Raw genomic sequence first — 20,800 nt, forward strand, 5'->3', positions numbered from 1 at the left:
GACCTCTCCTGAACGCTCTGTTTCTGCCACGATTCCGAGTGGGCGGGGCTCGGCGCAGTACTCCCCGTCCGCAACCTCCGCCGGGGGGATCCCCAACCGGCACGCCTATGACCAGTGGGAGAGTCACGGTGTACTTCGCCGCACTGCTCGCGCGCACCGAAGACGGGTGGGAAGCGAGCGACACAGAGCTCGACGATGTGGAGACCCTGTCGGATCTGGCCGACCTGGCCCGCGAAGCCTCGACCGAGGACGACACGGTGCTCGTACTCATCGAGCAGGAGGACGCATGGTTCGGCGTCGTCCGCGTGGACGGCGAGGACGACCCTCGTATCTACGTCTCGGACGCCGCCGCCGCAGCCCGCAGCTCGTACGGCGAGATCCTGCTCACGGACGAACTGCTCGGAAGGGAGCCGGGCGACGACGACGTCGCCGACCTGGACTCCCTCGACCTCGACGGCACGGAGGACGGTGATCCCGAGACCGATTCCGACGACGTTGACGACGTCAGCGGCACCGCTTCGGGCGAGGCCGTCCCTGCCGGACCCATCGGAGACCGCGAAGTCCTCGCCGACCTCGGCGTGGACGAGAAGGAACTGCTCGCCCTGGAAAGCAACGACGCACTGAACGAGATCGCCGAAGTCCTGGGCGCGGCGGAGGTCCTGGAGACCGTCCGCTGAACGCTCAGGAAACGCACGACCCCGTACGCGACCGCTGGCGGGCCGCTATGCGGCTCGCCCTGGACGAGGCCGAACTGGCCGTCCGGGGCGGGGACGTCCCCGTCGGCGCCGTCGTGCTGTCCGCGGACGGCACGACGGTGCTCGCCACCGGGCACAACGAACGCGAGGCCACCGGCGATCCCACGGCGCACGCCGAGGTCCTCGCCGTCCGCCGCGCCGCCGCCGAGCTCGGCCAGTGGCGGCTGACGGACTGCACGCTCGTCGTGACCCTCGAACCCTGCACGATGTGCGCGGGCGCGATCGTGCAGTCCCGCGTGGACCGCTTGGTCTACGGCGCCCGCGACGAGAAGGCCGGCGCGACCGGTTCCCTCTGGGACGTCGTACGCGACCGGCGCCTCAATCACCGCCCCGAAGTGATCGGCGGCGTACTCGACGAGGAGTGCGCCCGCCTGCTCACCGACTTCTTCCGCGACCGCTGAACCGGCCCGCCCGCGTACCGGCGGCCGAATACGGATTTCAGCGCACGGCCCCATGTGGGCTAGGATCTCTCCCGGTAGCGTGTCCGAGCGGCCGAAGGAGCTCGCCTCGAAAGCGAGTGTGGCGCAAGTCACCGAGGGTTCAAATCCCTCCGCTACCGCTTCGGAAGGGCCCCGTCGAGAGACGGGGCCCTTCGTGTGTGCGGAGTGCGTGCGGGGTGTGTGGGGAGACGTGTCGAAGGCAAGAACGATGGTAGGACAAGTGACCGAGTTACACTCACCGCCGGCAAACACGGGGCCCGGCGGGGCAGCAGGTCAACAGGGGAGGCCGCGGTGGCGGTGAATTCGAAGAAGATCGCCATCTATGTGCTCGTGGTCTTCGTGCTGTACGTGATCATCACCGACCCGGACAAGGCCGGCGACTACATGACAATGGGGTTCGAGGGTATTTCGAACGCCGCTCAGGCCGTCGGCGACTTCATGACGTGGCTCGCCAATGGGGCCAAGGACTGAGCCAGGGGCCAAGAACTGAGCCCCAAGATCAGCCATACGACGCCTCATGCAGCCCCGCATCGGAATGGCGTGGGGCTGAAATGCTCCTTATGGCCCAACATGCAATCAACACCACTCTTTGCAGTGCTTGCACATACTGGACATGTTTTGTGATGCTATGACCGCTTTTGACGGAAGAGTTGCATGACCTGCGTGAGTTGATGGACAAAGAGGTGGCGTTGACCGTGTCGGCCAGTACTGCGCCGCCCCAGGAAGAGGCCCCGGCGCCTGCCCCCGAGAACCGTCGCAGTGCCGACACCCGGGCGCTCACACAGGTGCTCTTCGGCGAGCTGAAGCAGCTGCGGCCGGGCACGCCCGAGCACCACCGCGTACGCAGCGCGCTCATCGAGGCCAATCTGCCCCTCGTGCGCTACGCCGCCGCCCGCTTCCGCAGCCGTAACGAGCCCATGGAGGACGTCGTCCAGGTCGGCACGATCGGGCTGATCAACGCGATCGACCGCTTCGACCCGGACCGGGGCGTGCAGTTCCCGACCTTCGCGATGCCGACTGTCGTCGGCGAGATCAAGCGGTACTTCCGTGACAACGTCCGCACCGTGCACGTACCGCGCCGGCTGCACGAGCTGTGGGTGCAGGTGAACAACGCGACCGAGGACCTCACGACGGCGTTCGGGCGCTCGCCCACCACCGCCGAGATCGCCGAGCGGCTGCGGATCGCGGAGGAGGAGGTGCTGGCCTGCCTCGAGGCCGGACGCTCGTACCACGCGACCTCCCTGGAGGCGGCCCAGGAGGGTGATGGGCTGCCGGGCCTGCTCGACCGGCTCGGCTACGAGGACCCGGCCCTTGACGGAGTCGAGCACCGCGATCTCGTACGCCACCTCCTGGTCCAACTCCCGGAACGGGAGCAGCGGATCCTGCTGTTGCGCTACTACAGCAACCTCACCCAGTCGCAGATCAGTGACGAACTGGGCGTCTCCCAGATGCATGTGTCAAGGCTGCTCGCCCGAAGCTTCGCCCGCCTGCGATCCGCAAACAGGATCGAGCCATAACCCGCCGGAGCGAATCACCCTTAAGGCCATTTCCCGACAGTTCTACGACGAAAAATGGCCAGACCCCCTTTATCCAGGGCCGATTGCCCCTCTCAGTGTCGACAAGTCACTACAGCGTGTTGCCGACATGTGACATTCTTCCGGAAGCGCGTTTGCCGCAGCTCCGCCTCCGGTATTCAGGTGGAGGCTGCGTTCCTTCGACGGGAGCGTCCGCCGCGACCGTCCGCGACCCAAAGGGGGTGGCATGTCCGCAGATCAGGGCAGCTCGAAGGTGCTCACACTCGCGCAGAGCGAGTCCGCGCCCGACGTGCTTCACAGTGTCGATGTACCGGTTGTCGATGTGCCGGTTCTCCCGGCCCTCCCGGCCCCGGCCCCCAGGACCTCGGAAGCCATCGACACCCGCACCCTGTCCCGCTCCCTGTTCCTGCGGCTGGCCGCACTGGACGCGAACAGCCCGGAGCGCGCCTACGTCCGAGACACCCTCATCGAGCTCAACCTCCCCCTCGTGCGCTACGCGGCAGCCCGCTTCCGCAGCCGTAACGAGCCCATGGAGGACATCGTCCAGGTCGGCACCATCGGCCTGATCAAGGCGATCGACCGCTTCGACTGCGAACGGGGCGTGGAATTCCCGACGTTCGCGATGCCGACGGTCGTGGGCGAGATCAAGCGCTTCTTCCGCGACACCTCGTGGTCGGTCCGCGTTCCGCGCCGGCTCCAGGAGCTGCGGCTCGCGCTGACGAAGGCGAGCGACGAGCTCTCCCAGAAGCTGGACCGCTCCCCGACGGTGCCCGAACTCGCCGCCGTACTGGGCGTGTCCGAGGAGGACGTGGTCGACGGCCTGGCGGTCGGCAACGCGTACACGGCATCCTCGCTCGACTCCCCGGCCCCCGAGGACGACGGCGGCGAGGGCTCCCTCGCGGACCGCCTCGGCTACGAGGACACGGCCCTGGAGGGCGTCGAGTACCGCGAGTCCCTCAAGCCCCTGCTCGCCAAACTCCCGCCCCGCGAGCGCCAGATCATCATGCTCCGCTTCTTCGCGAACATGACGCAGTCGCAGATCGGCGAGGAGGTCGGCATCTCGCAGATGCACGTCTCCCGGCTGCTGACGCGGACGCTGGCACAGCTGCGCGAGGGGCTCATCTCGGACTAGGCGGGCTTGGAAGTCCCGGCAGTTGTCCGGCGCCCCTTATTAAGGGGCGCCGGACAACTGCCCTTAGGGGCGCGGGGAACTGCGCGACCAGCCACAGACGGCCCGCAGCCTACGAACGACCCGCATTCCCCGTCCTCTCAGCGACCGAGTAGGCGCATGGCCCGCTTACCCGCCGCGGACTCCTCCAACGTGTCCCAGAGCTTCGCGGACCCGGTGTACGTGTACACGCCGGGAGCCCCCTGCGCCGCGCACCCGTCGCCGTACGACGTGATGCCGACCTGGAACACGCCCTTGCGACCCTGCAGCTTGCGGAAGATGGGCCCGCCGCTGTCGCCCTGGCAGGAGTCCTTGCCCTCGACGCCGGCGCACATGTTGACCTTCGAGTCGTACTGCGGGTACGACGCCTTGCACTCGATGTGCGACACGATCGGCACGTCCACCGCGCGCAACCGGTCCGGATAGTTCGTCACCTCGGTGTTGGTGTTGCCCCAGCCGATGACCGTGGCCTTGGCGCCCGGACGTATCAGCGCGTCCGTGCCCGCGGTCGGCAGGTTGACCGGGGCGACGCCCTCGACGGGCTCCTCCAGCATCAGAAGCGCCAGGTCGTACGCCCCCTCGCCCTTGGCGTAGCGGGGGTGGACGACTATCTCGGCGACATTCCGCAGCTCGCCCTGGTTCTTGTTCGACAGCACGGTCCGGCCGACGACGGTCTCGATCTCCTTGGGCTTTGTGCCCTCGACGCAGTGCGCGGCCGTCATCACGATGCCGGGCTCCAGCAGGCTGCCGCCGCAGAACTGCCGGTCGTGGGGGTTGCCGGTGCCCTTCGCCAGCAGCGCCGCCATGAACGGGTGCTTGCCGTCGGGCTGTTCGGTGCCGCCGATGATGCGGGTGCCCGGGCGGCCCCGGTCCGCCGAATCCGCGGCGTGGGCCGTTCCGACGGACGAGGCGGCGAGCCCGAGTGCCGCACCGGCCGCGAGCGCGGCGGTCGTGATCCGCCGGGCCGCTGTTCTGCGAGTGGGGGAATGGGGGGAAAGACGCATGTGGGGGTGTCTCCAAAAACGCTGAACGAACCACCCCGGCCGGACGCACCCTCGCGCCCCAACTTGCCTGAACCGCAAGGGAGTCACCCGACGGAAGTGGCATGGCGTTCTGTCAGACGGGATACACGGGGCGGAGGTTCACTCGCGGGATCACTCAATGCTCATCCGTCTCTTTCTATCTGACGTCCCGTCAGCCACACTGGCGCGATGCGTCAGGTGACTTGGATACGTGGCCGCCGGGGCGCCGTGGCCGGTGCCTCGGCGGCGGTTGTGGTGTGTCTGGGCGGGGTGCTCGCCGCGTGCGGGGGCGGCGGGAGCGGAGACGACGGGTACGTCGCGGTCGGGGCGGCCGGTGGTTCGCCTCCGGCCTCCGGTGCGGCGGTGGATCCCACGGGGGAGGTGTCGCTGGTGCCGCTGGACGGGGCGCCGGGCTCCGAGGGCGCTGAGGGAGGCGGGAGTTCGGAGAGTGCGCCCGATGGCGCTGGTCCCGGCGGAGCCCAGGAGCCGGGCACGGAACCGGCGCCTGGTCCTTCCGCCTCCGCGGGTCGGGGCGCGCCCGGGGACGAGGGCGGCTCCGGTCGTACGGGAGGACCCGCGGAGGGGCGTACGGAAGAGAGTCCGGCGCCTTCGTCGTCTGCGGGCGAGGGCGACAGCGGCAGCGGTACGGCGCCCGATGCGCCCGCGGCGCTGAACGTGAGCGACCCCGAACGCGCACCCACCGACAAGCGCTGGTGCGAAAAGGTCACCCTCGACTTCCACAACACCGGGGGCAGCGCGGTGCGTTCGGGCACGGTGACCTTCGAGACGCACATCATCGACGCGCTCGGCATCGACTGGGCGACGATCAAGTCGGCCGAGAAGCTTCCCGCACCGGTCGGCGCCGGTGCGCGGAAGGAGAAGACCTGGACGGTGTGCGTCGACGCGTGGCGCGTGCCGCTGGGCATGCACATCGAGACGCGTGACGTGTCCGTGCGGTGGGAGTAGGGCTCCGGCGTACGGGAGTTACGGGACTTACTGGCGTACGGGAGTCAGTGCCGTACCCGAGTTACATGAACGCGAGCCAGGCCACGGCGGTCACGATCGCGACGGCCGCGATCACAGCGACGATCACGCCGATACGGGGGCCTGCCGGGGCTGCCTGCTGGCGGCGGCCCTGCGGGCCCTCGTCGACGAAGGCGCGGAACATCTGGGTGCTGCCCGCGGGGTCGTTGTTGCCCTGGGGGCCCTGGGTGTTTGCCATGGCCCTGGACCCTAGCGAATGCCTCCGGCTTGCCCAAGTGCTGGGGGTGCCGTCTGCTGTTGCTGGCCACCCTGACTTGGTGTCGCCGTCACGGGGGCTTCGCCCTCGGCCCCCTCTGTCGGCCTGAACGGCCTCGTCCTCAAGCGCCGGACGGGCCGATTGTGCCTGGACCGTGCTCCAAAGCGACCGGCCGCTCCCCGCAGTGGCCGGCCGCTCCCCGCCGTGGCGCCCCGCTCCCCCTTTGCCAAGGTTTTAAGGCCACCCCACCCCCTTTCATTTGCCTGTAGCAACCAAACACTTCTATGGTTGCCTAGAGCAACGAAGGAGAGTGTGATGGCCGCTCAAGATCAGTACGAGGAGCTGGCCCGGCAGCTCAGTGCCATCGGGGCCGTGAAGCGGGGGCTCGGGCGGGTGTTGCCGCAGGAGTGTCCTGCGGGGGCCGCTGCCGTGCTCGCGCTCCTTGAGCGGCACGGGGAGATGCGGATGAGCCGGCTGGCGGAGCTGCTGGCCATCGATATGTCGGTGACCAGTCGGCACGTCGCTCATGTCGCGGAGCGCGGGTGGATCGACCGGTCCCCCGATCCCGCCGACAAACGGTCGCGCATCCTGCGGCTCACGCCCGCGGGGCGGGACATGCTCGCCGAGATCGCCGAGCGGTACACACGGGCGCTCGCCCACTACCTGGGGGACTGGTCCGACGACGAGGTCGAGCAGCTCAACTCCCTGCTCGGACGGCTGCGTGCCAGTTTCGACGACTGCCGGCCGGCGGCGTCCACCCCCGCACCAGACGTGACATGACGGAACGTAAGAAAAGGAAGACCATGGCCACGACCGCACCGACCGCTGTGCGGGGCTCTCATGCCAAGCACTCAGGAGGCGGCTCCCCCGACAGCACTCCCGGCGCTCCGATGACGCACCGGCAGATCATGGAGGCACTGACCGGGCTGCTGCTCGGCATGTTCGTCGCGATCCTGTCGTCGACGATCGTCTCCAACGCCCTGCCCAGGATCATCGGCGACCTCGGCGGCGGCCAGAGCGCCTACACCTGGGTGGTGACCGCGTCGCTGCTGACGATGACGGCATCCACCCCGCTGTGGGGCAAGCTCGCCGATCTCTTCTCCAAGAAGCTGCTGATCCAGGTGGCCCTCGTCATCTTCGTGCTGGGCTCGGCTGCGGCCGGCCTTTCGCAGAATCCCGGCACGCTCATCGCGTTCCGCGCGGTGCAGGGCATCGGTATGGGCGGGCTGTCCTCGCTGGCCCAGATCATCATGGCGGCGATGATCGCCCCTCGGGAGCGCGGCCGGTACAACGGCTACCTCGGCGCCACCTTCGCCACCGCGATGGTCGGCGGCCCGCTGGTCGGCGGCGTCATCACCGACACCAGCTGGCTGGGCTGGCGCTGGTGCTTCTACGTCGGCGTTCCGTTCGCCGTCATCGCCCTGATCGTGCTCCAGCGCACCCTGCACCTCCCGGTCGTCAGGCGGAAGGTCAAGGTCGACTGGACCGGTGCCTTCCTCATCTCCGCCGCGGTCTGCCTGCTGCTGGTCTGGGTGACCTTCGCCGGTGACAAGTACGAGTGGCTGTCCTGGCAGACGTACGCGATGGTCGGTGGCTCCATCGTCCTCGGGCTGCTCTTCGTGCTCGTCGAGGCGAAGGCCAGCGAGCCGATCATCCCGCTGCGGCTGTTCCGCAACCGCACCATCACGCTGGCCTCTCTGGCCTCACTCTTCGTCGGTGTCGCGATGTTCTCGGGCACTGTGTTCTTCAGCCAGTACTTCCAGCTGGCCCGCGACAAGTCGCCCACCATGTCCGGCGTCATGACCATCCCGATGATCGGCGGCCTGTTCGTCGCCTCGACGGTCTCCGGCCAGGTCATCACCCGGACCGGGCGCTGGAAGGGCTGGCTGATCGGCGGCGGGGTGCTGGTGACCGCGGGTCTCGGCCTGCTGGGCACGATGCGATACGACACCGAGTACTGGCACATCGCGATCTTCATGGCCCTGCTGGGCCTCGGCGTCGGCATGATGATGCAGAACCTGGTGCTCTGCACGCAGAACCAGGTGGACCCCACCGATCTGGGCGCCGCCAGCTCCACGGTCACCTTCTTCCGGTCCCTCGGCGGTGCCATGGGCGTCTCGGCGCTGGGCGCGGTCCTGGCCCACCGGATCACCGACTACGTCAAGGACGGCCTCGCGGGTCTCGGTTCACAGGCCGCGTCCTTCGGGCACGCCGGCACGGGCGACGGGAGCATCCCGGACCTCGGCGCGCTGCCCGCGCCGGTCCGTACGGTCGTGGAGAACGCGTACGGGCACGGGGTCGCGGACGTCTTCCTGTACTCCGCGCCGCTGGCACTGCTCGCCCTCCTCATGGCCCTCTTCATCAAGGAGGTTCCGTTGAGGACACGGGGCGCCATGGCGCTGGCTGCCGAGGCTCCGACTGCGGCTCCGGCTCCGGCTGAGCAGGAAGTCTCTGTCGAGCAGACGGGCCCTGTTGCCGCGACAGACGACGCCGCGGAATCCGGTGGCTCGGGTGGTGACATTCCTGTGCGCGGGTGCGTACGCGGTGCCGAAGGCACGCCCGTCGCCCGCGCCGCCGTCACGCTGATCTCCCTCGGGGGACGGCAGTTGGGCCGCTCGGTCACGCACGCGGACGGTGGTTATGCGCTGGACGCGCCGGGGACGGGGTCGTACGTCCTGATCGCCTCTGCCGACGGGTTCCAGCCGCAGGCCTCGACGATCGTCGTGAACGACGAGCCGGTTTCGTACGACATCCTCGTGAGCGGTACGAGCGGACTCGGCGGTGTGGTGCGGGACGCCGAGACCGGTACGCCCGTCAAGGACGCCGTGGTCGTCGTCACGGACGTACGCGGTGATGTGCTGGCCACCGGAAACACCGGCGAGCAGGGCGAGTTCGACTTCGCCGAGCTGGTCCCGGGCACCGTGACCGTCGCGGTGAACGCGGCGGGTCACCGGCCGGCCGCGCTGCCGGTCGAGGTCGGCGGCACGGGTGTCACCCGTGTCGAGATCGACCTGACGGCGGGCGCCCGGCTGCGTGGCACCGTACGGGCGCCGCACGGGCCGCTCGCCGATGCCCGGGTCACGCTCGTCGACGCGGCGGGCAACGTGGTCGCCACCGCCACGACCGGAGAGGACGGAGCGTACGCCTTCGCCGATCTGGACAGCGGGGAGTACACCGTCATCGCGACGGGTTACCCGCCGGTGGCCACGGCGCTGACCGTGAACGGGCGCGGTGTCGACGACCACGACATCGAACTCGGCCATCCCGGCGAGTAGTTGGAGAGCCACGGCCCGTGGGGCGCGCATCCTGAGCTTCAGGCGCGCACCACGGGCCGGTTCACCGCGCTGCGCAGCCCTGTCACATCAGGCCGACCATGCGGGGTGGGGAGAACAGGTGGCGGGCCCGGTGTTCCTCGGCCACCATGACGGTTCCGGCGCGCAGGTCGGGCGCGCGGTCCGTTCTGGCGAGGGCCTGCTGGTGGCTCGCGCAGGTCGCGCAGGCGGGGTCCCAGTCGGGCAGCTCCTGCGGGTGGGCGTCGGCGAGGTGCCGGCTGAGGCTGATCTGCGTGCCCACGACGCTGTCCGTGAAGTCCCAGTCGACGTCGTACCCCTCGGTGGCGTGCAGTCCGGCGATGACCGCCTGGACGTGCTTCATCGCCTCGTAAAGCCGGACGCACTCGGCGCAGTCCCACATCCAGGCGGGCGGCAGCGGCCACTGCTCGTCGGGGCTGAGGTCGCCGGCTGCCATGTCCGTCAGGGTAGGGCCCTGCCACCTCACGCGTCAGGCGTTCGGCTTCCGTTCGCCCTAGGCTGCCTCCATGGCACCGAACATAGCGACGAACACCTCCGTCTCCCTCGACGATCTGCTGGACTTCGTACGCCCCCGCCACCGCGCCATCCTGCTGACGCGGCGGACCGACGGAAGCCCTCAAGGCTCGCCGCTGACCTGCGGTGTCGACGACGCGGGCCGTATCGTCGTCTCGACCTACCCCGAGCGCGCCAAGACCCGCAACGCCAAGCGCGACGAGCGGGTCAGCCTCATCGTCCTGAGTGACGACTGGAACGGGCCCTGGGTCCAGATCGACGGCACGGCCGAGGTCATCGACCCCCCGGACTCGGTCGAGCCCCTCGTGGAGTACTACCGCAACATCGCGGGCGAACACCCGGACTGGGACGAGTACCGCTCGGCGATGCTCAAGCAGGGCAAGTCGATCATCCGGGTCACCCCGGTGCGGTGGGGGCCGGTCGCGACCGGCGGCTTCCCTGCGCGGCTGGCTCCGCAGGAGTAGGGGGTTCCTTTCCCCAAGCCCGCCCCTTCCTGAAACTGGGGGCTACGCCCCCAGACCCCCCGCCAGGGGGGGTGACAAGTCGTATCGCGGCTACGGGCCCGTTGTGGCTGGTCGCGCAGTTCCCCGCGCCCCTAAAAAGCCTGCGGCTCCAGCCAGCCCCAAGCCCCCACGTGCCCGCACCCTCCCACCGGCGGGAGGGGTCGTGGGCCGGTGCGTCGTATGCCCGTCGCTTAGGTTCTGTCTCGGAGAACCAGGACCGTGTACCAGCAAAGGGCCGTATGCCCGGCCTGCGACGGGCTGACGCACCGGCCCACGGCCCCGCACCCACCCACCGGACCCAAAGGGGCGCGGGGAACGGCGCGACCAGCCACAACGCACCCGCACCCAAAAACCGCCCCCTCAGCGGAGCGTCATCGCCTCGATCCCCACCACCAGCAACTCCAACGCAAACGCAAAGTCCCGCTCCCGCATCTCCTCCACCGTGTCACCACCCCGAGCCTCCATGAGATCCGTAGCGCTCTCGAAGCTCTTGGCGAACTCGGGCTCTGAACGGATCGTGCTCATGGCCTGGTGGAAGTACTCGTCCTGCGTCATGCCCGCGGAAGCGCACCGCTGCACGAAATGCCCCTCGATCGTCCCGAACCCGTACACGAACTGGTAGACGGCCGCGATCGCACCCATCTGCCCGTGCGCCGGCAGCCCCGTATTGCGCATCACCTGCTGCACACACAGCGAGAACGCCATCGAGTGCGGGCCGATGTTGAGGAAGCTGCCGATGAGCGGCGACACCCAGGGGTGGCGCACCAGCAGCGCCCGGTAGCCACTCGCGAGCGCGCGCAACTGGTCGCGCCAGTCCTCGCCCGACTCCGGGTCGGGCAGCTCGAGTTCGCCGAAGACCGAGTCGAGGGCGAGTTCGAGCAGGTCGTCCTTGGTGTCCACGTACCAGTACACCGACATCGCCGTCACGTTCAGCTCGGCGGCCAGCCGGCGCATGGAGAACTTGGCCAGCCCCTCGGCATCGAGGAGCCGCACGGTCACCTGAGTGATCCGGTCGCGGTCGAGCCCGGACGGCTGACCGCCGCGGGCCGCCCGCTGCCTGCCCTCCAGCCAGACGCTGGTCCGCGCCGGACGTTTGGCCCGGTCGGCTGCCCTCACCATGGCGCACCTTCCTCGGAGCTCGCTACACAGCGCGTACGAGCTGCACAACGCGTACGAGATACACAGCACGTATCAGCGCGTATCGCTGTTGCCCTGATGCTATGCGTGCCTCCACAAGACATCGTTACGCAGCCACTACCGAGTCCGCCCTCCCCCAGTACTTAATGTCTGGGTGGTACCCCCACCGCGCGCCGCAGCAACTCGGCCGCCAGCAGTCCTCCGAGGAGTACGGCAGCGGCTCCCACCAGCTGGCTGGTCTCAAGACCGGAGGAGAAGGCGTCCATGATCCGCGCCCGCTGGCCCGCCGACTCCGCGGAGGCGAGCGCGGCCGGAAGCGAGGCCGCGGCGACCGGGATCAGCGCGGCGAAGCGGGCGTTGAGGACCGCGCCGAGGACCGCGACGCCGAGGCCGTTGCCGAACTCGGCGAGCGTGCCGTTGATCCCGGCGCCCACGCCTGCCTTCTCCGGCGGGATGGCGCTCATGATCGCGTTGGCCATGGCGGGCATGGCGAGCGAGATGCCCGCGCCCATGATGACGAGGCCCGCCAGCATGCCGTTGTAGTCGTCGCCGCCCAGCAGCGCGATCACCGCGAGACCTCCGGCGAGCATGCTCATACCGGCCGCGATCGTCGCGGGCGTGCCGAGCTTGGCGTGCAGCTTCGCGCCGACGCCCGTGAGGTTCAGGGCCACGACGGTCACCGCGAGGGGCGCCAGCCGCAGGCCCGCCTCCAACGGCTCGTAACCGAGGACGAACTGGAGGTGCTGGGTGAGGAGGAAGAGGGAGCCGCCGAGGCCGAAGGCGACCAGGATCGCGCCCGCCACGGCGCCGATGAAGCGCTGGTTGCGGAAGAAGTGCATGTCCAGCATCGGGTACGGGACGTGCAGCTCCCAGAGCGTGAACGCGCCGAGGACCAGTACGCCGACGACCGCGGCCACCAGGACCTGCGCCGACGTCCACCCGTGCTCTGGCCCGGAGATGATCGCGTAGACCACCGAGGCCATACCGATCGTCGAGAGCAGCGCGCCCAGGAGGTCGGGGCGGTCGCCCTGCGGGTTCTTGGACTCGGGCACCAGCTTGATGACCGCGGCCAGGCCGATGAGCGCGACGGGGATGTTGATCAGGAAGATCGATCCCCACCAGAAGTGGTCCAGCATGAATCCGCCGAGCAGCGGACCGGCCGCGAAACCGAGGGAGTTGACGGTCGACCAGATGCCGATCGCCTTCACGCGGTCGGTGTCGTCGAAGATCTGCACGATGACCGCGAGCGTCGTGGTCATCAGCAGTGCGCCGCCTATGCCCATGCCCGCACGGGCGGCGATGAGCTGCGTGGACGACTGGGCGAAGGCCGCCCAGAGCGAGCCCGTGCCGAAGAGGACAAGGCCCGCGGCGAGCATCTTCCTGCGGCCGTAGCGGTCGGCGGCGCTGCCCGCCGTGAGCAGCAGTCCGGACTGCACGAGCGAGTACGCGTTGATCATCCACTGGATGTCGGCGGTGGACGCGCCCAACTCGTCCGTAAGGGAGGGGATCGCGACGTTGAGGACGGTGTTGTCCAGCAGCACGGTGAGCTGGGCGAGCATGATCACGCAGAGGATCAGCCAGCGCTGGGGGTGTCCTTGAGGAGGTGCCTGGGCGGTCTCGGCGGTCGTCGCGGCCGTCATGCGGGCCCCTTCTACGGCGTACGGGAGGTCGTCGCCGTACACCGTAGAACAGCTCCCATACGCCGTACAACACGAAAAGGCGGTGACCGAGGCACTCTCGCCTCGGTCACCGCCCTCGCGGGCCCCTCGGACCGTCAGCTGCTCGTCAGCTACTCGTCGGCTGCGTCAGGTCGTAGAAGGTGGACGAACCCGCCGTCACCTCCTTGAAGTTCTCCTGCACCCACTCGCTGATCTGCGAGGCGGTGCCGGAGCTGTCGTTGCCGCCGCCCATGCCGCCGCCTGCGACGAAGTAGTGGATCTTGCCGTCTTCCACGTACTGCTTGAACTCGGCCAGCGTGGGCGAGGGGTCGCTGCCGTTGAAGCCGCCGATCGCCATCACCGGGTCGCCGGTGGAGAGCTGGTAGCTCGCGGCGTTCTGGGCACCGATGGCCGCGGCGGCCCAGGTGTAGTCACCGGAGTTCTTCTCCAGCAGCTCCTTGGCCTCGTCGCTGACGGTCGCGCCGTTGAGCAGTCCGCCCATGCCGCCACCGCCGGCCATGCCGCCGCCGTCGCCCCGACCACCGGGCGTGGCACCCTGCTGGCCCTGCTGGTTCTGGCCGCCGCCGGGCATGCCGCCGCCCGGGAAACCGCCGGTCGGCGGCTGGCCCGTCCGACCGTTGCCGTTCTGCTGGCCCTGCTGGTTCTGGCCGGGCATACCGCCCCCGCCGGGACCGCCGCCCATGCCGCCGCCGGGGCCACCGCGGGCACCCGCGACGGTCGGACCGGCCGTGACGATCGAGCCGGAGTGGCCCTCGTTCAGCGTAGTGAGGCTGTACGCGGTCGGGCCCGCGAGGGCGGTGACGAAGCTCAACCCCACGACGCCCATGGCCAGTCGACGACCGAGCTTGTTCACGAAGATCAGACCGAGGGCGGCGACCAGACCGCCGACCAGGACCAGCCACTTCAGCCACGGCAGGTAGTCGGAGGAACGGTTGAGGAGGACGTACCCCCACACCGCGGTCGCCGTCATCGCGCCCGCCAGGGTGAGCGAGGCCCACAGCTTGCCGCGCTCCTCCCAGAGCACGACCGCGCCCATGCCGATCAGCGGCGCGATGTAGGGGGCCAGGGCGACGGTGTAGTACTCGTGGAAGATGCCCTGCATGAAGCTGAAGATCACCATGGTGATCAGCAGCGATCCGCCCCAGGCGAGGAACGCGGCACGGGCCGTGTCGGTCCTACGGGCCTTCCTGGTGAGCAGGATGCCCGCGACGCACAGGATCAGCGCCGCCGGGATCAGCCAGGAGATCTGACCGCCGATGTTCGAGCTGAACATGCGGTCCCAGCCGGTCTCGCCCCAGCCGCCGCCCTGACCGCCGCCGACGCTGCCGGTCTCCTCGCCGTTGATGCGGCCGAGTCCGTTGTAGCCGAAGGTCAGTTCAAGGAAGGAGTTGTTCTGCGAGCCGCCGATGTACGGGCGCGAGGAGGCCGGCCACAGTTCGACGATCGCGACCCACCAGCCGCCCGCGACGACCATCGAAAGGCCCGCGAGGAGGACCTGGCCGACGCGCCTGCGCAGGGTCGTCGGCGCGAAGAGTACGTAGATCAGCGCGAGCGGCGGGAGAATCAGGAAGGCCTGGAGGGTCTTCACCAGGAAGGCGAGGCCGACCGCGGCACCCGCCCACACCAGCCACTTCGTCTGCGCCTTCTCCATGGCGCGCAGTACGCAGTAGACCGTGACGGCCATCAGGAGCGCGAGCATCGCGTCCGGGTTGTTGAAGCGGAACATCAGCGCGGCGACGGGCGTGAGCGCGAAGACCGCCATGGTGATCAAGCCGGCCGTGGCGTTGAACCGGCGACGCACGGCCCCGTACAGCACACCCGCCGTGGCGACGGCCATGAGCACCTGCGGGAACAGGATCGCGAAGGAGTTCAGGCCCAGCAGCCGTACCGACAGTGCCATCGGCCACAGGGAGGCCGGGGGCTTGTCGACGGTGATGGCGTTGGCCGAGTCGAGCGAGCCGAAGAAGAACGCCTTCCAGGACTGGCTGCCCGCCTGAACAGCCGCGGAGTAGAAGGAGTTGGCGTACTCGGAGGCCGTGAGGTTCCAGGTGTAGAGCGCGCCGATCAGCAGCAGCGTGCCGAGGAACGCGGGCCGCACCCAGCGGTGGTCCTCGGACCGCCCGCGCCACAGGCGGCGTACGAAGGGCTGCTTGGGACTGCCGTCCTCGGGGGCCGCGGCAGGCTCCGCCGGAACGACCGGATCCTGTACGGCAGTTGGCTGAGTCGTCGTCATCGTGCGTTCCTCGAATCGTGATCATTCGGGCGCACCGGCTGCATCTGCATGGTCGCGTCCCCCCAGGTTCGGTTGTCGTACGGAGCGTTGTCGTACAGAGAGCTGTCGTACGGAGAGTGAGTCGCCGTCGCGTAGACGGGCGGGGCCGGGTTGTGCGAGGCCACGACCGCCGACGCTGAGTCGTCGCCCCGGTCCGGGAACACCCAGGCCCGGAAGAGCAGGAACCGCAGCACCGTCGCCGCGAGGTTGGCGGCGATCAGCACCGCCAGTTCGGTGGAGTGCGCGGGGTCGGTCGTCGCCGCGTTCAGGGCGGCGAGCGAGCCGCTGGTCAGGGCGAGGCCGATGCCGAAGACGACCAGGCCCTGCGCCTGGTGCTGCATCGCCCGCTCGCTGCCGCGGACGCCGAAGGTGAGGCGCCGGTTGGCCGCCGTGTTGGCGACCGCCGAGACCAACAGGGCCAGCGCGTTGGCGAACTGCGACCCCGTGAACGTACGGAAGCCGCTGTAGAGCAGCAGATAGAACAGCGTGGACAGAGCGCCCACGACGCAGAACCCGACGAGCTGCCGGGCGAGTCCCGTGGGTACGCCGGTCAGTTCGCGGTCGCGCGGGTCGTCACCGAACGGCCGGGCGAGCCGGTCGAGCGGCAGCGAGCCGGTGGCGAGGGCGCGTCCCACGCGCCACACGCCCTTCAGGTCGTCGGTCGCGGTCTTCACGAGGTGCACGGTCGAGTCCGGGTCGTCGACCCAGTCGACCGGCACCTCGTGGATGCGCAGTCCGGCCCGTTCGGCAAGGACCAGCATCTCGGTGTCGAAGAACCAGCCGGTGTCCTCGACAAGCGGCAGCAGCACGTGAGCCACTTCCCGCCGGATCGCCTTGAAGCCGCACTGGGCGTCGGAGAAGCGGGCCTGCAGCGAGCCCCGCAGGATCAGGTTGTACGTACGGGATATGAACTCCCGCTTGGCGCCGCGCACCACCCGCGAGGAGCGGGCCAGACGCGAGCCGATCGCGAGGTCGGAGTGGCCCGAGATCAGCGGGGCCACCAGCGGGAGCAGTGCGTTGAGGTCGGTGGAGAGGTCGACGTCCATATAGGCGAGGACCGGGGCGTCGGAGGCGGACCACACGGCCCGCAGGGCCCGACCGCGGCCCTTCTGCTCGAGCCGGAAGGACCTGACCTCCGGGATCTCCGCCTCCAGCCGCGTCGCCACCAGCGGGGTGGTGTCCGTGGACGCGTTGTCCGCGATGGTGATGCGGAACGCGTAGGGGAAGGTGCGCGCGAGGTGCTCGTGCAGTCGGCGCACGCACGGCTGGAGGTCCTTCTCCTCGTTGTAGACGGGGATCACTACGTCCAGGACAGGCGTACCGGCATTCCCGGCCGGGAGGTGCTCCCGCGCCGGCAGGGAGCCGGGAGAAGGTTCGGTTCGCATGACGACGACTGTCGTCAAGCGCCCTGTCGCACCCATGTGGTGGTGCTGTGCTGTGCCTGTGGATACGTTTGCGAATTTGTTTCCGAAATGAATGCCTCATGAGAATGGGACGCTTCGGGTGCCAGCGCGGGCAGATGCACGGTAAAGACGGTCCGCCCGGGCACGCTGTCGACCGTCACCGCCCCGTCGTGCGCGGCCACGACGGCCTGCACGATGGCGAGCCCGAGACCGGTGGACCCGGAGGCACGCGAGCGCGACGAGTCGCCCCGCGCGAACCGTTCGAAGACACGCGGCAGCAGATCCGGCGGAATACCGGGCCCGTCGTCCTGGACGTCCAGGCACACCCAGGAACCCCGCCGGTGCACGCGTGCGGTCACCGTGGTGCCGGGCGGGGTGTGCGTACGGGCGTTCGCGAACAGGTTCACCATGACCTGCTGGATACGGGCGGCATCGGCCTGCACGACCGCGGGTTCGTCCGGCAGCTCGAGCCGCCAGTTGTGCTCGCGCCCGGCCGCGCGGGCATCGCTCACGGCGTCCACGACCAGCGGGGACAGGTCGGTGTGCTCGTAGGAGAGGGGCCGTCCGGCGTCGAGCCGTGCGAGCAGCAGCAGGTCCTCGACGAGCCCGGTCATCCGCCCGGCCTCGGACTCGATCCGGCCGAGCGCGTGCCGGGTGTCGGGGCCGGTCTCTTCCCTTCCGCGTCTGGTGAGTTCGGCGTATCCACGGATGGACGCGAGGGGCGTACGCAGCTCATGGCTGGCGTCCGCGACGAACTGCCGTACCCGCGTCTCGCTCTCCTGGCGCGCGTGCAGCGCTCCGTGGACGTGGTCGAGCATGCGGTTGAGGGCGGCACCGACCTGCCCGACCTCCGTGTGGGGGTCGGTCTCGGACTCGGGGACGCGCTCGTTGAGGGTCACCTCGCCGCTGTGGAGGGGGAGTTCGGAGACTCGGGTGGCGGTGGCGGCGACTCTGCGGAGGGGGCGGAGGGCGACGCTCACGATGGTGGCACCGGCTAGCGAGGCGGCTACGAGACCGGCGGCGGTGACGCTGAGCTCGACGATGATGAGGGTGTTGAGGGTCTCTGAAACGTCCTTGGTGGACAGGCCCACGTAGTGCGCGCCGTTGGCACCGTCCTTGTACTGGACGCGGTACTCGCCGAGGCCCGGCAGGTCGACGGTGTGCTGCTTGCCGTCCCGCGGCACGTCCGCGAGGGCCTTCTGCTGAGCCTCAGTGAGCGAATCGGCGTCGACGTCGGTTGTCCCGGCCTCGCCCTGGATCTCCTTGCCGACCTTGGCTTCCGTGATGGTGCCGTCCGTGACCTTCGCGGCGACCGTGCCGATGGGCTGTGGACCTCGTTCGACGAATGCCGACAGCGTCATCTTCGGCTTCTTGCCGTCGGGGGGCTCCTTGCCGATCAGCTCCTCGGGGCCGGCCGCACGCATGGCGGCGTCGTCCAGCGAGTTGTTGAGCTGCTCGTACAGATGTGACCGCAGCGCAATCGTGGTCACCGTACCGATCACCGCACACACCACCGCGATCAACGCGACAGACGCGACGACAAGCCGCGTCCGCAGCGTCCGAGGCTGTCGGCGCCGCTGCTTGCGCAGCTGTCGTCGTCCGCTCATGAGGCGGCAGGCTTGATCAGGTAACCGGCTCCGCGCCTGGTGTGGATCATCGGCTCGCGCCCGGCGTCTATCTTCCGGCGCAGGTAGGAGATGTAGAGCTCGACGACGTTGGCCTGGCCGCCGAAGTCGTACGACCACACGCGGTCGAGGATCTGCGCCTTGCTGAGCACCCGGCGCGGGTTGCGCATGAGGAAGCGCAGCAGCTCGAACTCGGTGGCAGTGAGGTGGATGTTCTGCCCGGCGCGCGACACCTCGTGGCTGTCCTCGTCCAGGGTGAGGTCCCCGACGACCAGTGTGGAGTCGGAACGCCGGTCGGCGGCGCCGGAGCGGCGGATCAGCCCGCGCAGCCGCGCGACGACTTCCTCCAGGCTGAACGGCTTGGTGACGTAGTCGTCGCCGCCCGCGGTCAGCCCGGCGATACGGTCCTCGACGGCGTCCTTCGCCGTCAGGAAGAGGACCGGCACATCGGGCAGCTCGCGCCGCAGCCGCCCGAGGACAGCAAGCCCGTCCATGTCGGGCAGCATCATGTCGAGCACCACGGCATCGGGCCGGAACTCCCGGGCGGTCTGCACCGCCCCGGTCCCGTCACCCGCGCTGCGGATCTGCCAGCCTTCGTAACGAAGGGCCATGGACAACAGCTCGGTGATCGACTGCTCGTCGTCCACCACAAGCACGCGGACGGGGCTCCCGTCCGGCCTCAGCAGTTCGGTGCGCCCCTGGGGCGAGGTCGTGGTCATAGCCCACAGATTGCTGTGCGCCTCTGAGAACTCACTTGGCGGAACCTGTGAATTGCCTGAGAAACACACAGGAGCCACTCAGGGAACGCCTGGGAAGCCCCTTGTCGGGCGCGAAGCGACGCTCAGAGCCCGAAGAGCCGCGCCCCGTTCTCGTAACAGACCGCCCTCAGCCAGTCGTCCCCGAGCCCGAGCCGCTCCAGTGCGTGGAGTTGATGGGCGTACACGTACGGGATGTTCGGGAAGTCGGAGCCAAGCAGGATCCGGTCGCCGAGGGCATCCAGCCGGGGTAGCGCTCGACGCGGGAAGGGCGCGAACCGTTCGCTGAAGTCCGTGAACGCCATCGTCGTGTCCAGCCGCACCTCGCCGTACCGCTCGGCAAGGCCCAGGAAGTCCTCGTACTCGGGCATGCCCATGTGCGCGACGACGAGCCGCAGCCGGGGGTGCTGGGCGAGCACCCGCCGGATCGGCTCCGGCCCGGTGTGCTTGCCGGGCGCGGGCCCGGACCCGCAGTGGATCACGACGGGTATCCCGGCCTCGGCGAGCAACCCCCAGGCCGCATCGAGGAGTTCATCGGCCGGGTCGTACGCGCCCACCTGAACGTGCGCCTTGAAGACCCGCGCTCCTTCGTCCACTGCCCTTCGCACATACGCCGCCACGCCCGGCTCCGGGAACAGGGTCGCCGTATGCAGACAGTCAGGGGTCCGGCGGGCGAAGTCGACGGCCCACCCGTTCAGCCACTCGGCCATGCCCGGCTTGTGCGGGTAGAGCATGGCGGTGAAGGCTCGCACGCCGAACTGCCGGAGCAGGGCGGTCCGTTCGCCCTCCTCGCTCCGGTAGGTGATGGGCCAGTCAAGGCCGGTCAGCGGACCGACCGCGTCGAAGTACTCCCAGACCTTGCGCAGGACACGCTCGGGCATGAAGTGCGTGTGGACATCGACGAGCCCGGGCAGCCCGAGCCCTTCCCAGAACTGCCGGACTTCGGCGCCTTCTTGAGCCGACCGGACGTCAGCGCCGCCTGAAGCCGACCGGACGTCGCCGCCTTCTTGCGAAGGTCCGGCCGCCGCCCCGTCCTCCCCCTCAGCCCTGCCCACGCCGGAACCCATAGCTCCGCTCAACCCTGGCGACATGGACGGTGTAGCCCTCGTACCAGCTCTCACGCCCTTGCTTCTGCGCCGCCCGGTGCTCCATGTCGCCCCGCCACTCCTCGATGGCCTCGGCATCCCGGAAGTACCCGACGGTGATCCCGAGCCCGCCCGGTGTCCGCGCCGAGTCCATCCCGAGAAACCCCGGGATCTCCTTCACCAGCTCCTCCATCCGCTCGGCTGTCTCGCCGTACCCGTAGTCTCCGTCAGTCCGCACGGAGGTGAACACGACGGCGTAGTACGGCGGTTCGTGCGCGGCGACAGGCGCACTGGATTGATCGCTCATGTCCCCACTCTCGGCGCGCACCCCGCCCCACGTCCAGCGACATTCAGCGC

At 69.3% G+C, this 20,800-nt stretch carries 20 protein-coding genes and 1 tRNA gene; 10 read left to right on the forward strand and 11 right to left on the reverse strand.

Going from position 1 to position 20,800, the window contains the following annotated elements:
* Window positions 1-128: 128 nt before the first annotated feature.
* The 6 genes from ACYVO6_RS31710 (at window position 129) to ACYVO6_RS31735 (ending at window position 3,862) form a co-directional block, all read left to right on the forward strand.
* A complete protein-coding gene (locus ACYVO6_RS31710; protein WP_461067416.1) occupies window positions 129-677 on the forward strand; it encodes a tRNA adenosine deaminase-associated protein in 549 nt (182 codons plus the stop codon).
* 47 nt (window positions 678-724) lie between these two features.
* Window positions 725-1,156: a tRNA adenosine(34) deaminase TadA gene (tadA, locus tag ACYVO6_RS31715; protein WP_461067171.1), complete on the forward strand. Its 432-nt coding sequence runs from the start codon at window positions 725-727 to the stop codon at window positions 1,154-1,156.
* Between the two features lie 73 nt (window positions 1,157-1,229).
* Window positions 1,230-1,314: transfer RNA gene (locus ACYVO6_RS31720), tRNA-Ser, on the forward strand.
* Window positions 1,315-1,486: 172 nt separating this feature from the next.
* A complete protein-coding gene (locus ACYVO6_RS31725) occupies window positions 1,487-1,666 on the forward strand; it encodes a hypothetical protein (RefSeq protein WP_461067173.1) in 180 nt (59 codons plus the stop codon).
* Window positions 1,667-1,866: 200 nt separating this feature from the next.
* Complete coding sequence (locus ACYVO6_RS31730) at window positions 1,867-2,712, forward strand: RNA polymerase sigma factor SigF (protein ID WP_461067175.1); 846 nt, start codon at window positions 1,867-1,869, stop codon at window positions 2,710-2,712.
* Window positions 2,713-2,956: 244 nt separating this feature from the next.
* Window positions 2,957-3,862 carry an RNA polymerase sigma factor SigF gene (locus ACYVO6_RS31735; RefSeq protein WP_461067177.1) on the forward strand — a complete coding sequence of 302 codons (906 nt, stop codon included), beginning with the start codon at window positions 2,957-2,959 and terminating at the stop codon, window positions 3,860-3,862.
* Between the two features lie 137 nt (window positions 3,863-3,999).
* Here the strand turns inward: ACYVO6_RS31735 and ACYVO6_RS31740 are convergent, their stop codons facing one another.
* Window positions 4,000-4,902 carry a S1 family peptidase gene (locus ACYVO6_RS31740; RefSeq protein WP_461067179.1) on the reverse strand — a complete coding sequence of 301 codons (903 nt, stop codon included), beginning with the start codon at window positions 4,900-4,902 and terminating at the stop codon, window positions 4,000-4,002.
* A 207-nt stretch (window positions 4,903-5,109) separates the two neighbouring features.
* On the opposite strand from ACYVO6_RS31740, the gene ACYVO6_RS31745 reads away from it, so the two are divergent.
* A complete protein-coding gene (locus ACYVO6_RS31745) occupies window positions 5,110-5,886 on the forward strand; it encodes a hypothetical protein (RefSeq protein ID WP_461067181.1) in 777 nt (258 codons plus the stop codon).
* Window positions 5,887-5,947: 61 nt separating this feature from the next.
* On the opposite strand, the gene ACYVO6_RS31750 is transcribed toward ACYVO6_RS31745, so the two are convergent.
* A complete protein-coding gene (locus ACYVO6_RS31750) occupies window positions 5,948-6,142 on the reverse strand; it encodes a hypothetical protein (RefSeq protein WP_461067183.1) in 195 nt (64 codons plus the stop codon).
* 333 nt (window positions 6,143-6,475) lie between these two features.
* On the opposite strand from ACYVO6_RS31750, the gene ACYVO6_RS31755 reads away from it, so the two are divergent.
* Both ACYVO6_RS31755 and ACYVO6_RS31760 read left to right on the forward strand, forming a co-directional pair.
* The gene (locus ACYVO6_RS31755) at window positions 6,476-6,940 is read left to right on the forward strand and encodes a MarR family winged helix-turn-helix transcriptional regulator (RefSeq protein WP_461067185.1); all 465 of its coding nucleotides are present in this window, start codon (window positions 6,476-6,478) and stop codon (window positions 6,938-6,940) included.
* Window positions 6,941-7,050: 110 nt separating this feature from the next.
* Complete coding sequence (locus tag ACYVO6_RS31760; protein ID WP_461067418.1) at window positions 7,051-9,435, forward strand: MFS transporter; 2,385 nt, start codon at window positions 7,051-7,053, stop codon at window positions 9,433-9,435.
* Window positions 9,436-9,517: 82 nt separating this feature from the next.
* On the opposite strand, the gene ACYVO6_RS31765 is transcribed toward ACYVO6_RS31760, so the two are convergent.
* Window positions 9,518-9,907, reverse strand: a complete 390-nt coding sequence (locus ACYVO6_RS31765) for a hypothetical protein (RefSeq protein ID WP_461067187.1) — start codon at window positions 9,905-9,907, stop codon at window positions 9,518-9,520.
* Window positions 9,908-9,977: 70 nt separating this feature from the next.
* Here ACYVO6_RS31765 and ACYVO6_RS31770 point away from each other — a divergent pair, with 70 nt between their 5' ends.
* The gene (locus ACYVO6_RS31770; RefSeq protein WP_461067189.1) at window positions 9,978-10,448 is read left to right on the forward strand and encodes a PPOX class F420-dependent oxidoreductase; all 471 of its coding nucleotides are present in this window, start codon (window positions 9,978-9,980) and stop codon (window positions 10,446-10,448) included.
* 399 nt (window positions 10,449-10,847) lie between these two features.
* Here the strand turns inward: ACYVO6_RS31770 and ACYVO6_RS31775 are convergent, their stop codons facing one another.
* The 8 genes from ACYVO6_RS31775 to ACYVO6_RS31810 form a co-directional block, all read right to left on the reverse strand.
* On the reverse strand, window positions 10,848-11,606 hold the full coding sequence (locus ACYVO6_RS31775; RefSeq protein ID WP_461067191.1) for a TetR/AcrR family transcriptional regulator: 759 nt from the start codon (window positions 11,604-11,606) through the stop codon (window positions 10,848-10,850).
* A gap of 161 nt (window positions 11,607-11,767) precedes the next feature.
* Complete coding sequence (locus tag ACYVO6_RS31780) at window positions 11,768-13,264, reverse strand: MFS transporter (RefSeq protein ID WP_461067193.1); 1,497 nt, start codon at window positions 13,262-13,264, stop codon at window positions 11,768-11,770.
* A gap of 145 nt (window positions 13,265-13,409) precedes the next feature.
* A complete protein-coding gene (locus ACYVO6_RS31785) occupies window positions 13,410-15,536 on the reverse strand; it encodes an ArnT family glycosyltransferase (RefSeq protein WP_461067195.1) in 2,127 nt (708 codons plus the stop codon).
* Window positions 15,533-16,960 carry a bifunctional glycosyltransferase family 2/GtrA family protein gene (locus tag ACYVO6_RS31790; protein WP_461067197.1) on the reverse strand — a complete coding sequence of 476 codons (1,428 nt, stop codon included), beginning with the start codon at window positions 16,958-16,960 and terminating at the stop codon, window positions 15,533-15,535. Before ACYVO6_RS31790 ends, ACYVO6_RS31785 begins: the two co-directional genes overlap by 4 nt.
* A gap of 14 nt (window positions 16,961-16,974) precedes the next feature.
* On the reverse strand, window positions 16,975-18,585 hold the full coding sequence (locus ACYVO6_RS31795; RefSeq protein WP_461067199.1) for a sensor histidine kinase: 1,611 nt from the start codon (window positions 18,583-18,585) through the stop codon (window positions 16,975-16,977).
* Complete coding sequence (locus tag ACYVO6_RS31800) at window positions 18,582-19,322, reverse strand: response regulator transcription factor (RefSeq protein WP_165260512.1); 741 nt, start codon at window positions 19,320-19,322, stop codon at window positions 18,582-18,584. Before ACYVO6_RS31800 ends, ACYVO6_RS31795 begins: the two co-directional genes overlap by 4 nt.
* Before the next feature lie 122 nt (window positions 19,323-19,444).
* The gene (locus tag ACYVO6_RS31805) at window positions 19,445-20,272 is read right to left on the reverse strand and encodes an amidohydrolase family protein (protein WP_461067420.1); all 828 of its coding nucleotides are present in this window, start codon (window positions 20,270-20,272) and stop codon (window positions 19,445-19,447) included.
* Window positions 20,273-20,399: 127 nt separating this feature from the next.
* A complete protein-coding gene (locus ACYVO6_RS31810; RefSeq protein ID WP_461067201.1) occupies window positions 20,400-20,750 on the reverse strand; it encodes an antibiotic biosynthesis monooxygenase family protein in 351 nt (116 codons plus the stop codon).
* Window positions 20,751-20,800 lie beyond the last annotated feature (50 nt).

This window comes from Streptomyces pseudoechinosporeus (assembly GCF_054783935.1).